General features: G+C 61.2%; 12 protein-coding genes. 7 read left to right on the top strand and 5 right to left on the bottom strand.

What is annotated here, in order from left to right; genetic code table 11:
• Positions 1 to 44: 44 nt before the first annotated feature.
• The 3 genes from tkt to glnA all read left to right on the top strand — a co-directional run bounded on the left by tkt (position 45) and on the right by glnA (position 4,026).
• Positions 45 to 1,994 carry a transketolase gene (tkt, locus tag JNM85_07770; GenBank protein ID MBL8087949.1) on the top strand — a complete coding sequence of 650 codons (1,950 nt, stop codon included), beginning with the start codon at positions 45 to 47 and terminating at the stop codon, positions 1,992 to 1,994.
• Entirely contained in the window at positions 1,991 to 2,446 is a 456-nt protein-coding gene (locus JNM85_07765) for a hypothetical protein (protein ID MBL8087948.1), read from the top strand. The genes tkt and JNM85_07765 overlap by 4 nt, the downstream gene beginning before the upstream one ends.
• 170 nt (positions 2,447 to 2,616) lie before the next feature.
• A complete protein-coding gene (gene glnA, locus JNM85_07760; protein ID MBL8087947.1) occupies positions 2,617 to 4,026 on the top strand; it encodes a type I glutamate--ammonia ligase in 1,410 nt (469 codons plus the stop codon).
• Positions 4,027 to 4,074: 48 nt separating this feature from the next.
• Here the strand turns inward: glnA and JNM85_07755 are convergent, their stop codons facing one another.
• Positions 4,075 to 5,511 (bottom strand): aldehyde dehydrogenase family protein, encoded by a 1,437-nt coding sequence (locus JNM85_07755; protein MBL8087946.1) that lies wholly within the window; start codon positions 5,509 to 5,511, stop codon positions 4,075 to 4,077.
• A gap of 42 nt (positions 5,512 to 5,553) precedes the next feature.
• On the opposite strand from JNM85_07755, the gene pyrF reads away from it, so the two are divergent.
• The 3 genes from pyrF to JNM85_07740 are packed head-to-tail and all read left to right on the top strand — an operon-like array spanning position 5,554 to position 8,147.
• The gene (gene pyrF / locus JNM85_07750; GenBank protein ID MBL8087945.1) at positions 5,554 to 6,231 is read left to right on the top strand and encodes an orotidine-5'-phosphate decarboxylase; all 678 of its coding nucleotides are present in this window, start codon (positions 5,554 to 5,556) and stop codon (positions 6,229 to 6,231) included.
• A 2-nt stretch (positions 6,232 to 6,233) separates the two neighbouring features.
• On the top strand, positions 6,234 to 7,223 hold the full coding sequence (mutY, locus tag JNM85_07745; protein ID MBL8087944.1) for an A/G-specific adenine glycosylase: 990 nt from the start codon (positions 6,234 to 6,236) through the stop codon (positions 7,221 to 7,223).
• A gap of 9 nt (positions 7,224 to 7,232) precedes the next feature.
• Positions 7,233 to 8,147 (top strand): serine hydrolase, encoded by a 915-nt coding sequence (locus JNM85_07740; protein ID MBL8087943.1) that lies wholly within the window; start codon positions 7,233 to 7,235, stop codon positions 8,145 to 8,147.
• Here the strand turns inward: JNM85_07740 and JNM85_07735 are convergent.
• Together JNM85_07735 and JNM85_07730 are read right to left on the bottom strand one after the other, a co-directional pair.
• On the bottom strand, positions 8,137 to 8,388 hold the full coding sequence (locus JNM85_07735) for a hypothetical protein (GenBank protein MBL8087942.1): 252 nt from the start codon (positions 8,386 to 8,388) through the stop codon (positions 8,137 to 8,139). The two genes, JNM85_07740 and JNM85_07735, sit on opposite strands and share 11 nt — an antisense overlap.
• A 51-nt stretch (positions 8,389 to 8,439) precedes the next feature.
• Positions 8,440 to 10,293 carry an ADP-ribosylglycohydrolase family protein gene (locus JNM85_07730; protein ID MBL8087941.1) on the bottom strand — a complete coding sequence of 618 codons (1,854 nt, stop codon included), beginning with the start codon at positions 10,291 to 10,293 and terminating at the stop codon, positions 8,440 to 8,442.
• A 51-nt stretch (positions 10,294 to 10,344) separates the two neighbouring features.
• Between JNM85_07730 and JNM85_07725 the strand changes: the two genes are divergently transcribed.
• The gene (locus tag JNM85_07725) at positions 10,345 to 10,899 is read left to right on the top strand and encodes a phosphatase PAP2 family protein (protein ID MBL8087940.1); all 555 of its coding nucleotides are present in this window, start codon (positions 10,345 to 10,347) and stop codon (positions 10,897 to 10,899) included.
• Here the strand turns inward: JNM85_07725 and JNM85_07720 are convergent.
• Both JNM85_07720 and JNM85_07715 read right to left on the bottom strand, forming a co-directional pair.
• Entirely contained in the window at positions 10,875 to 11,450 is a 576-nt protein-coding gene (locus JNM85_07720) for a GerMN domain-containing protein (GenBank protein ID MBL8087939.1), read from the bottom strand. The genes JNM85_07725 and JNM85_07720 overlap by 25 nt on opposite strands.
• On the bottom strand, positions 11,434 to 13,209 hold the full coding sequence (locus tag JNM85_07715; GenBank protein MBL8087938.1) for an N-acetylmuramoyl-L-alanine amidase: 1,776 nt from the start codon (positions 13,207 to 13,209) through the stop codon (positions 11,434 to 11,436). Before JNM85_07715 ends, JNM85_07720 begins: the two co-directional genes overlap by 17 nt.
• Positions 13,210 to 13,292: the final 83 nt, after the last annotated feature.

The following is a 13,292-nucleotide window of genomic DNA, read 5'->3' as shown; positions in this document are numbered from 1 at the left end:
GCGTTGAATCTACCTCCGACGGCGTGTCTGGTACCCTTTTGCCCGTGAGCGCGACCACCACTTCTTCCCTCGATCTGACCTGCATCAACGTCTTGCGAGGGCTTTGCATCGACGCCGTCCAACGGGCAAATTCGGGGCACCCGGGCCTGCCATTGGGAGCGATGCCCATGGCCTACACCGTGTGGTCTCGGCACTTGCGACACGCGCCCACTAGGCCGACGTGGATCAACCGCGATCGGTTCATTCTGTCCGCTGGTCATGGCTCAATGCTGCTCTACGCGCTGCTCCATGTGACCGGCTATGACCTTTCACTCGAAGAGCTGAAGAACTTCCGACAGTGGGGAAGCAAGACACCGGGTCATCCCGAGAACCATTTGACACCAGGGGTCGAGATGGCCACAGGCGCGCTCGGGCAAGGCGTTGCCACCAGCGTTGGGATGGCCATCGCCGAGGCATCGCTAGCCGCTCACACCGGCATCATCGATCATTACACCTACGTGCTTTGCTCGGACGGTGACCTCATGGAGGGCGTGGCGCAAGAGGCGGCTTCGCTCGCGGGTCACCTACAACTTGGAAAGCTGATCTGGCTCTACGACGATAACAAGATTTCGATTGACGGCAGCACCGAGATCGCGTTCACGGAAGATACCGGGGTGAAGTTCGCGGCCATGGGCTGGCAAGTCATTCGCGTCAGCGACGGCATGGATGTCGAGCAGATCGATGCGGCAATTCGAGAAGCGCAGCGCGACTCCGAACGTCCCAGCCTCATCATCTGCCCGACCACAATCGGCTTTGGCAGTCCAACCTTTGCTGGCAGTGAGAAATCGCATGGATCGCCGCTTGGAGTGGAAGAGGTTCGCCTGACGAAGCTCGCTCTGGGACTCCCTGCCGACGAGGATTTCTACCTGCCGAATGATGCGCTGGCTGAGATGCGCGGAGCCGTCAAACGAGGAGAGGAACTAGTCCGCGAGTGGGACGCCAGGGTGGCCCAGTCCGGCATCGATTTTGACAAACTCGTTGACCCGAGCAAGATCTCGCTCCCTGCGTTCACCGACCCCATCGCCACGCGCAACGCCACCGGAGCGGCGCTGAATGCGATCCTGCCCGGGACGCTGAACCTGCTCTCCGGATCGGCAGACCTGAGCAATAACGTCTTCACCACGCTCAAAGGGGCGGGTCGGTTTGCGCCGGAGGACCGCAAAGGGCGGAACGTAGCTTACGGTGTGCGCGAGCATGCGATGGCCGCGGCCGCGAATGGCATCACCCTACACGGGGGATGCAAGGCCGTCTGCGGAACTTTCCTCATCTTCAGCGATTACTGCAAACCGTCGATCCGGCTTGCCGCCCTCATGCAGTGCCCCACCCTGTTCACGTTCTCGCACGATTCGATCGGACTAGGCGAGGACGGTCCGACCCACCAGCCGATCGAGCAACTGGCGATGCTGCGCGCGATTCCCGGCTTGAATGTCATGCGCCCGGCCGACGCCAATGAGACCGTAGCGTGCTGGATGCGCGCATTTGAGGAGACGCACACCCCGTCACTCATTGCGACGTCGCGTCAGGCGCTGCCCATCGTTACTCCCGCCCCGGGCCAAGATCACCCGAGCCGCAAGGGCGCATACGTGATTCACGAGCCAACCGCGACGCCACGGCTCAACCTCGTGGCGAGCGGCAGCGAAGTGAGCCTCGCGCTCAAGGCTGCGGAAACTCTCGCCAGCGAGGGCATTCCCACCCGCGTGATCAACCTGGTGTCGTGGCACGACTTCGACCGGCTGGATGCCTCGGAGCGCAACACGATTCTGGACCGGTCGCTACCCACGATGAGCGTTGAGGCAGGATCGACGATGGGGTGGTCGCGATATGCGGACCGCACGATCGGCATCGACACTTTCGGGGCGTCTGCGCCTGGCCCGCTCGTGATGGAGAAATTTGGCTTCTCCGTCGAAAACGTGGTCGCTCAGGCTCATGATCTAGTTAACTCGAGGCAAAGATGACCGACGAAGAGAAATCCAAGGCCCATCGCTGGTTCGCGGCGGATTGCTACAACCGGACGTGGACCTACATGGACAACCCGGGACGGACTCCGGACGAAACGCAGGCCATGATCGAGTCGTGCCTGGCGTCGATGCACCACTGGCGGTTCCGCGAAGATCAAAACGACGAGAAGCGCAGCATCGGCTTTTGGCAAGCCTCCCGGGTCTATGCGCTTGCTGGAAATGCGCAAGAATCTCTCCGCTATGGCGAGTTGTGTCTGCGCCATGCGGCCAATGCAGAGCCGTTCTATCGAGCCTATGCGCATGAGGCTCTCGCACGGGCGTACGGGGTTCAAAACGACGGGGACAGTCGGCGGAGACACGTCGAGTTGGGGCGGGCAGAGGCGGCCATGGTGACCTCCGAAGAGGACCGAGAGGTCGTGCTGAATGATCTGACGGGCTTGGGCGACTAGCGGCAATTGGACCTGTCAGATTTGCCATAATAGTCCATCGCAAGGGCGCGAGTTAATCGGAAGGAAGAGCTCGAAAGGATCATCGTTGAAAGACTGACGGGCGTCTTTTGGATTCCGCCGGTGGGTGACTCACCGACCGGCGAGTTTATGACTCAGAGGGTGAAATTCGAATGACAGTTCAAGAAGCGATGCATCTCATCACGGATAGCGACGTCCAGCTCATCGATATCCGATTTACCGACCTCTTCGGGCAATGGCAACATTTCACGATCCCAACGACCCACTTCACGACCGACACTTTCGAAGAGGGACTGGGATTTGACGGCTCTTCGATCCGCGGTTTCAAGTCCATCAATGAATCGGACATGCTGCTGATCCCGGATCCCAATACCGTCTTCATCGATCCATTCAGCGACTTCAAGACTGCGGTCATCATCTGCGACATTGAGGACCCGATCACCCGCGAGCGGTACGACCGAGACCCGCGTTACGTGGCAAAGAAGGCCGAGCAGTACCTGAAGAGCACGGGCATCGCCGATACCGCCTTCTTCGGGCCCGAAGCGGAGTTCTTCCTCTTCGACAAGATGCGCTACGAGAACAACCCGCAAGGGGCATCGTACAGCCTGGATGCCGAAGAGGCGTTTTGGAACAGCAACAAGGAAGACTCGCTGGGCTATACGCTCCGACCGAAGGGCGGCTACTACCCGGTCTCGCCCAACGACAAGCTCCAAGACGTTCGCAGCGACATGATGATGCGCATGATCGAGCTGGGAATCGACGTGGAAATGCACCACCACGAGGTCGCCTCGGCAGGTCAGTGCGAGATTGACATGAAGTTCAATACGCTTCTGCGCATGGCGGATCAAATCCAGATGTACAAGTACGTCGTCCGCAACGTCGCGCAGCAGTACGGGTTGACCGCGACGTTCATGCCGAAGCCGATCTTCGGCGACAACGGCAGCGGAATGCACGTCCACATGTCGCTGTGGAAGAACGGCGAGACGCTCATGCACGACGAAGCAGGTTACGCCGGTCTGTCGGATGTTTCGCGATGGTACATCGGCGGCATCCTCAAGCACGCTCCTGCGCTACTTGCATTGTGCGCCCCGACGACCAACAGCTACCGGCGATTGGTTCCCGGCTACGAAGCTCCGATCAACTTGGTCTATAGCTCGCGAAATCGGTCGGCCTGCGTCCGCATCCCGATGCTTAGCAAGTCGCCAAAGGCAAAGCGCATTGAGTTCCGCGCTCCAGACCCCACAGCCAACCCGTACCTAGCCTTCCCGGCATGCTTGATGGCCGGTCTCGACGGTATTCAAAACCGGATCGAGCCACCCAAGCCGCTGGACAAGGACCTCTACGAGCTCCCGGCAGAGGAGAAGGCCGGCATTCCTCAGACGCCTGGTTCGCTGCGCGCAACGCTGGCCGCGCTCGCCGACGACCATGAGTTCCTGCTCAAGGGCGATGTCTTTACCAAGGACCTGATCGAGACGTACATCGAGTACAAGCTCAAGAATGAGTGCGATGCGCTGGACCTCCGGCCGCATCCATACGAGTTCTTCATGTACTCCGACGTCTAAGTCGGATCGCGAATCGGTACGCGCGGATGCAGCTTGCATCCGCGCGTTTTATTTTCTGCGCAGGGTGACCCGAGGGGTCGTGAACTCGCGCATGGCGTAGGCAACCCCCTCACGCCCGATCCCCGCGCGGCGCTCGCCGCCGTAAGGCATCGAGTCGAATCGGACGGTTGGAGCGTCGTTGACGATCAGACCACTCACCTCCAGGACCGACTCGGCTAAGCGGATGAGCGTCTCGTCCTGGGTGTAGAGGGATGCGTGGATTGCGGCGTGGCCCCGATTGATCCAGCCCAGGGCATCCTCCAGGTCGTCGAATGGCGAGGCCGTGAGCACGGGCGCGAATACCTCCTGGGTTGCGAGCGCCGCTTGCGCCGCTTGCGCAGCAGCAAAGTCGGGAAGCACGACGAGCGTTGCCTCCATGCGATTGCCGTCGGCCCTGCCACCCGCAAGCACTTCGCCGCCGGACGAGGTGACCATCGCAAGCGCCTTGGCTGCCGCCTCGCCAGAGATCATCGGCCCAAGCAGCGTCTGTGTTGAGCGAGGATCGCCAACCTGGACTTGCCGGGCCGCCTCGGTGAGCCGGTCTACGACTTCATCGTAGACCGATCGATGCGCGAATACGTGCTGCGCGCTGATGCACACTTGACCCGCGAAACCGAACGCGCTTGGTACTAAGGTCTCAACGACGCGATCCAAGGCCGCATCGGCGGCGATGATGGCAGCGGCATTCCCTCCGAGTTCGAGTAGCACATGCTTGTCCGGATGCCGTTCACGGATCGACCAGCCAACCCGCTCAGACCCAGTGAAGCTGATCACTTGAACCGCGTCGGCATCGGTCATGCGCTGGGCGTCCCGGTCCATCGTCTGGACGGCGTTCAAAACTCCCGGTGGGCAGCCCGCTTCGTGGATGATCCGCGCCAGCGTCAAGGTGCTCAGGGAAGCCAAGTTTGACCCTTTCAGGACGACGGTGTTGCCCGTGACCAGCGCCGGGCCGAGTTTGTGCGCCGCTAAGTTGAGTGGCCAGTTGTAGGGCGCGATCGCGAGCACCACGCCGCGAGGTTCATTCCGAATCGAGCCGTCGTACTGCGCGCCGCGAGGGTCTGCCGAAAGGTCTAACGGGGAAGAGTCAAGCTGCGTCGTGGCCGACAGCAGAAAGGTGATCCGGGCGCGTTCGACCTCGCCTTCGGCCCAACGGATGGGTTTGCCAACTTCCAAGCAAAGGAGCTCGGCCAATTCTTGCCGTCGCTCGCCGATTGCTTCACTGACTCGGTGCATCAGGGCTTGACGCTCGGCAATCGGCGTTTCGCGCCATACGGGGAAGGTTTGCTGCGCGCACGCGATGGCAGCAAACGCTTCCGCGCCGCTCGCTTCGGCGGCAGTACCGATCACGGTTCCATCCCATGGGCTCCGGACGACCTGCTTGGACACTGACTGGTCACACGGACCGCCAATGAATACGCCATTGATCAAGAGCTCACGATGAATCATCCGGTGGCTTCCGCGTACACTATTGCGAGTATGCAACCTCCTGTGATCTGTGCGCTAGACAACTCGAACTTGGCTCATTGTGTGGAGTTGGTGAAGCGCGTTTCACCCTGGATATCGAAGTACAAGGTGGGTCACGCACTTACGTTGCAGCACGGGCTGAGCGCGATCGATGCGTTGCGCGCCGCCGGAGCAGAGCGGATCTTTCTCGATCTGAAGTTCCACGACATCCCGAACAGTGTTGCGCTCGCCGTGCGCGAAGCTGCCCAAAGGGACGTGTGGATGACCACAGTCCACACAACTGGGGGAAGTGACATGATGCGGGCGGCGGTCGATGCCGCCGAAGGACGCACCCACGTGGTCGGAGTCTCGGTGCTGACCAGTATGGACCCCGAAATGCTGGCGACCGAACTCGGAGTTGCAAGGTCGATTGAAGACCATATGCTGAGGCTCTCCGAGCAAGCCATAGCCGCGGGTCTGAGCGGTGTCGTGTGCTCACCGCGCGAGGTCAAGCTGCTGCGGCAAGCCCTGGGCCCCGAGGCATGGCTGGTCGTGCCGGGGATTCGTGCGCCAGGCGGCCCAACCCACGATCAAGTGCGGGTCGGAAGCGCGTCGGAATCGCTCTCCGACGGGGCGACGTACCTGGTCATGGGTCGCGCGCTCTTGGAAGCACAGAGCCCCGAAAAAGCGCTCGCCGAATTCGGATTGCTCGGGACAGTCTGAGCGTGCTCACTCCGTTTCAGCGCGCTCTGCGAGCGTGGTACGCCAAGCATGGTCGCGCACTCCCATGGCGAGCCACGCGGGATCCATACTCGGTGTGGGTGAGTGAAATCATGTGCCAGCAGACTCAGGTCGGGACCGTGATTCCGTATTACGAGCGTTTCATGAAGCAGTTTCCGACGGTCCAGGCTCTGGCCGATGCAACTGAGCCCGAAGTGCTCTCGCGCTGGGAGGGTCTGGGCTACTATCGCCGGGCGCGCATGCTGCACTCGGGGGCCAAGCTTGTGGTGAAAACGGGATTTCCCGGTTCAGCCAAGGAGTGGCGGGCGGTGCCCGGGGTGGGTGCCTACACGGCGGGGGCCATTGCCAGCATCACACTGGGAGAGTCGGTGCCGGTGGTGGACGGCAACGTGGAGAGGGTCTTTGCTCGACTCACGGCGAACTCGGACGATCGCGCCGCGCTCCACCGAGCCGCATGGGCGTGGGCGAGCGAGCAGGTTCCAACGGACAAGCCTGGCGACTGGAATCAGGCTGTCATGGAGCTGGGTGCGACGGTTTGCACGCCGGCTCGACCCGCGTGCGAATCGTGCCCCGTCTCTCGCTGGTGTGAGGCCTACTCGGTGGGGGAGCCCGAGCGATTCCCGCGTCCCAAAGAGCGGGCGCAAACTGTTTTGCTCAAAGACTGCGTGGTTGTTTGCGTGTGCGGCGAGAGGTTTGGTTTGCGCCAAATCCCGGCAGGGGAATGGTGGGAGGGAATGTGGCAGTTCTGCCGCGGCGACCGACCGCCTTTCGATCCCCTGGTGCGCTGGGATCTAGGCATGCTGACCCATGCCATCACGAAGCATCGGATCACACTTCGCGCCGAACTGTGGAAACTGGCAAAAGAGGAAGAAGGGCTGCAGTGGTTTGATCCCGAAGCGCTCGACGCTCTCCCCATGCCTGCGCCGCAGCGAAAGCTCCTCAAGCGAGCCTTGGAAGTCCTGACGCAACGGTAAGCTTGGCGCATGTTGGCCGCGCTCGCCCTCTGCATGACCATGAACAGACCCGCCGAACCCAAACTCGTCCCAAGCGCATCGCTCCAGGTCCAATGTGAGAAGGCGGTTCGTGCGGTCATGGATAAGTTTCAGGGAGATGGACTGGTCACCGACAAGCTCGCCTTGACGGTGGTCCGCGTTGCGTCGGATTCTCAGTGCCTCACCGCTTCCGTTCGCGGCGATGTATCGATCTATCCAGCGAGCGTCGTGAAGCTGTGCTACCTGGCGTACGGAGCGCACCAATTGCAGGCCGGGAAGATCAAACTCACGCCCGAGATTGAGCGGCAATTCACGGACATGATTGTGGAGAGCGACAACGATGCGACTGGCGCGGTGGTCGATCTATTGACGGGGACCACGAGCGGCCCCGAATTGGCCCCGAAGGCGTTCCAGGAGTGGTCCGACAGGCGGCAAGTCGTCAACAAATGGTTCGCAAGCCGCGGCTATCAGGGCATCTACGCGTGCCAAAAGACTTGGTATAGCGGTCCCTACGGCCGCGAGCGACAGAGCTACGGTGCAAGCTACGAGAACCGCAACAAGCTCACCACCAATGCGACCGCGCGCTTGATGCTCGAGGTCAAGCACGGCGCGATCGCCGATGAGAAGTGGACGACATGGATGCTGGCCAAGCTCTCGCGCAAGAATCCTGCCGACTTTGCTGATGCCGACGGTCAGGCGAAGAACTACATCGGCGGTGCACTACCCAAAGGAGCGAAGCTCTGGAGCAAAGCGGGCTGGACAAGCACCGCGCGACACGATTGCGCCTACGTCGAGCTGCCGAGCGGAGAAATGCTGGTGATCGTCATCTTCACAGAGGGCGTCGCGGCGCAGACCGACATCATTCCGACCTTGGCCAAAGAGCTGATCGCTCGTGTCACCGGGTAACCATCGAGGCATCGGGGATGGTGAGCGCTCCTCGCTCGACCGCGAGAATCACTAGCTGAAACGTCACCGAGAACATGATGCTGATGAGGCAGAGCCGGATGGTGACAACGAGAACCGGAAGCCCGTAGCGCCTTGCCCAACGGTTTTGGCGGTGGATATTGTCAAGAGCGATCATCTGTCGGCGCTCAGGGAGAAGCTGGAGCATCCGGAGTTGCAGCAGACGAACGCTTGGGCGCCTCATCGAGCTGAGGATCAACCACCACAACCAACGCGCGAGCTTCGTTGCCAACGATCACCCTTCTAGTGGCAGAAATTCGCTCGGGCGCACGACTTCCCCCGTGTCGCTGAAGAAGCTCAGCGTGAACGGAGCGGCGGGCTGGCGATTGCGAATGAGCTTGATCATAATGAGATGCGTACCTTCGGCTTGGAACTCGCCCACGTAGGGCACGGACAACCGCGGGATGGGCACGTGCTCCTGCTGATACCGGACGAGCCGTTGCCGATCGACACTAACGACCACCCCTGGCGATCCCGCCGCGACGACGCGCACTGTTCCTGCGTGAGCGAAACGTATTCGCGCGGCCAGGTAGTAAACGCCCTCGCTATGAACAAGCGCACTCTCGGTATCGAACGGCCCCGGGGCCCAGAGCACCGGCTGCCAACGGACACCCATTTGGGATCTTCCACTAAAGACTTCTTCCATGTTGAAGACGTCTTCGCAGCGATAAACCTTGTCGTAGCCTTCTTCGCCAACATTTGCAAATGGGCCTGCGCCGAACCACGTCTCCGCCACGAGGATAGGGAAGTTCATCGTCACCTGGTCTAGATGCAGTTGAAGCGTCGGAGAGAGGGGTTCTTTGGGTCCAGCGACCACAAACGCAAACTTGACGCTTTGGCCTGGGTCCACTCGCGCGGAGGTGAGCTTGGTCGCAAGCCTCCAGCCTTCGGAGATCGTCAACTTTGGATCGATGGACACCTGCGAAGCGCCGAGGTTGCGGAACGTCAACTCCGCCTCGATGCCGCGCTCGCCGTTCTGGATCGGGGGCGACACAAATCGGCATGCGACACCGATGCTACCTACCCGGAAGTGCAACTCGCGCGAATCGAGAAAGGTCGGTGCCCACGCTGGCGTTGCCGCGATCACATCGGTCGGCGTGTCCTGCTGCCCTTCGTCGTCAAGCCGCAGCTGACCACCGGCGAGTTCGAAGACCTGAGGCTCAGGCTCTTCCGCGGCCGACGCTCCAGCGATCTTCGTCACCCACTCCTTCAAAGTGATAGGCACGTCCATCGCGGTGAGCGCTCCGCCCGAAATGTATGCCGTTCCAAGAACTTCGGTCCATTCGGCCGGGACGCCCCCAGCGAGCTTGGCGACGATCATGGCAGCGGGGATGGTCGCGGCGTCGCTTGCGCCCCCGCATCCTGCCGCGATCCGAACGGTGCGGTCAAACTCACCTGCTCCAGCCAGCAACGCCAACACCAGACAGGCAAACGCTCGCCGTACATCGAAGGGATCTCGTGACGGCATCGCGGAGTCGATTTTGGGGAGGATCGTTGAAGGGTCGCCGCCGGCCGTAACTTCTCGCTGTACCAACGACACCAGGAGGTTCGTTTGCGGACAGCGGTTCCAGCACGGCGCTACGCCAGCAACAATGTCCAAAGGAGTGAGGCCCGGACGCGCCATGGAGATCGCGGCGGCTACCGCCATGCTCAATGCGACACCTTCGTCAGCGTGGTCGAGGGCGGCATCGTAGCTGGCCCAAATTGCGGCGTTCGCGCTGTCGTCCGCAAGCACGCCCCAGAGGGCGGATCGTGCGAGCGCCTCCGCACCCAGCGGCAGCGGATTCGATAGCCCGCCGCTCAATGGCGCGCGGAAACCCAACGCGAGGTTGCGCGTCCCGTACGCAGACTCGGGACCGTTGAGGCGAAGGTGGAAGCGCCACGTGTCGCATAGATCCTCTGGCGATCGGCCCGAAGAGAAGTGCTCAGCCCAAGCGAGCCACACGTCGAGTACGTCATGCGGCGCAATCCGGGTGGGAATCGGCTCGTAGAATCGGAGCGACCGAAAGGCGGCGCGACCGCGAAGCGGGGCGCTGAGAGTTGCCCCCGCCAGTGCACCCCATAAGGCCGACACATTCGCTTCATTCATGGGCCCGGTTGTACCAGAAACTGCAAAGCGGTCCTAAGTACACTGGCGCACGTGAACGGGTTGGATCGCGCACTCTTCCACTGGATCAACCGCTGGCCAGATGGGTTGGAACCCCTAATGCTGTTCCTGAGCAAGGGGACCGACGGGTTCGTAATGAAGATCATCTTGGCGGTGCTGTTGGTGTGGCTCGTTTGGCGACCGGCGACCCGAGTCGGAGGACTCGTGGCAGGGTTGGGGTGGATCTTCGCGAACTTCCTCACCGACCTCTGGAAGATGATCCCGTTCGCACGCCCAGGAAATGAGCTTGCCGATGCGGTTGTTCGTGTCGGCATGAGCCAAAGCATGGGCACCGCCAGTGCCCACAGCGCGAACATGGCGTTCGTGGCGTTTGCCTTTGTGGCGTACTTTGGTCGGTGGGGTTGGCCGTGGGTTGTTGTCGCGCTCTTGACGGGACTCAGCAGGATCTACGTAGGGGCGCATTACCCCTCGCAAGTGTTGCTCGGATGGGCGACCGGATGTGGCGCGGCTTGGCTGCTGATCCGATTGGTCGACCTGCGATGGCCGCGCAAGCGACCGCACGATCAGTCGTTGACCAAGATGTCCTGAGTCAGATCGACATTGCCCAAGGTCTCGATGGCGTGGCCATCGACCGTAATGCGAATCCGCTCGACCCCGGGAAATTGTTTGGCGGTCTCTCGCAACCCATTGAGCAGCGTGTTCTCGTCCTCAGTGCCGTAGGTTTGCTCAAATGACGTGGTGAAATCGATCACAAGCACATTGCCGCTCTTGGTCGCGCTCTTGGCCACGGCGTCGCGCGGAGCCACCTTGGCTGCCTCTAGGAATCCGTTGACCGCGACCAGGTAAGGGTTCTCATCCTTCTTGATCGATCGGTCAGATTTCACAAACTTCAGCGTGTCGTTCTCGTAGACCGGCCGCAGGACGCGTACGCTCTTGCTCTCGACGATGGGGCGATCCGTCGCAGCGGGGACGTTCTTGGCCGGAGCCGCTGAGTCGGTGCGCAACTGAGCTTCGGGCACCCGGTCCGCGGGCGCAAGTTTGACGTACGCGAAGGTCGCCGCGAGCCCGCCAAGTCCCAACAAGGTGAGCACGGTCGCGGGGCGCATTCCAGAACGACGAGACTTAGTTGCTTTGGGCATCGCCTAGATAGACCTTGATTCCTTTTACGATGGCCTTGGCCACCGCGGTTTGATACTCTTCCTGAATGAGCCGGGCTCGATCCGTAGAGTGGTTGATAAATCCGAGTTCGCAGAGCACTCCGGGCATTGTCGAATTTCGCAGCACGGCGAATCCGCTGGAGTAGATGCGTCCGTCGCTGATCGCGCCCAGGTTGGGAAGATTGCTGACTTTGGCGATCTCGCGTGCGATGCACTCTGCCAGCAGGATACCGAGCGGGTCCTGCTTGTGGTGGAAGATGTAGCACCCGGAACGCGAGTTGTTCACCTTGTTCGAGTTGACATGAATACTGATGAACAGGTCGGCCGTCAAGCGATTCGCGATCGCGCTGCGCTCTCCGAGGGCAATCTTGACGTCGTCGATGCGCGTCATGACAGCCTGTGCGCCCTCATCGGTCAGTTCCTCGGCAAGGAACTTTGCTACCTTGAGCGTGATGTTCTTCTCGTAGACTTTGCCGTCGGGGCTAACTGCACCCGAGTCGGTCCCACCGTGGCCCGCATCGACGACGATGGTCTTGCCCGCCAGTCGCGAGTTCGAAACTTTGGGCCGGACGAGCAAGATGCTCAGTTCAGTCGCGGTGTTGCTGACCCGTACGCCCATGGGTCGGGACGTGGTCAACGATATGCGACTGTCGCTGACTCCAGCCGCGCTCAGTTCCAGCCCTTTCAGACTCTCTGCGAGGTTGCGGCTCATCACCGGGGACCCGGGGACGGAGTTGGGTACCAGAATTTCGATCTGGGTCAAATCGGCGTACTTGCTGCTTGCTGGGTTCTGCAGCCGTCGCGAGATAGGGAAGACCACGAGTAGATCGCCACTCTTTTGCGGCACCAATCGCGGTTTGGAGATGGTGACCGGCTGCACGACGGGCATGGGAATCGCTGCCTGCTTCCCATTTGGGTCGAAACTATCGGGATTGACGACGGGGTCGTTCGATTTGACTGGCGGCTTCGGATCGTTCTTGGGGAGCACCCCGGGGAAGCCGCTCACCGCCGATTCGGCGGGCTTGTCAGTTGCACTGGAACTGCCGTCCTCGACCGGCTTGACCGGCTGCGCGTCCCGGGTGATGATGGTCGTCGGGTTGTTGGCCACCCCGAGCGGCCGCAGATCAATGTCAAAGCTTCGACCGGGCGTTAACCGAGGTTCGGGCGCGGAGGCCGTCTTAGGGTCCTCAATGACGATCCGGAATGTGTTGCGTCGGTATTGCGCGATCCGCACACCTTGGGGAAGTTCAAACCGATAGGGGTTGCCAGAAGAGTACGATGCCCCTTCCAGGTCGATCACGAGGCGGCTGGGGTTCGACAGTCGACCGAGTTTTGGCCAGACGTCCAGGGTCGTGTCAAGCGAAAGTTTGCCGTTGGCGAGGGTGATGTTGCGGACGGCGGCGGTGACCACGAACTGGTTCGTCCCGTCGATCCACTCGCCGTTTGCGCCAAGTTGCTTCAGGCAGTCCTTCAGCGAGATGAGTGCGGTGCCATCGACTTGAATGAGCGGCACCTGGAGTCGGCGCGACTCGGCGGACACCGTCGCGTCGTTACGGTGGAGGTCAACCTTCCAGCCCCACTGTTCGAGCGCGGTTTCAGTCGCAAGTACGTCGTCCTTGACGCGGGTAAGTCCCCGCTCAAAAGTGCCGTAATGGGTGTACGCCACCGACACTGGACCGCTGTCCTGCGCTGCTGCAATCATCGCCATCCATGGAGCCAGTGCAAGCAGCATCTGCTTCATAGGGCCGTTATACCTTTGCGTGGGGCCGTCATTACTACCAGTAACGTCGCCTGAGGCGCGGAATGTCAGGGATTCAGGTAAAT

It is taken from the genome of Chthonomonas sp. (assembly GCA_016788115.1).
GTDB lineage: Bacteria > Armatimonadota > Fimbriimonadia > Fimbriimonadales > Fimbriimonadaceae > UBA2391.
This window is presented reverse-complemented; position numbering and strand designations above follow the sequence as displayed.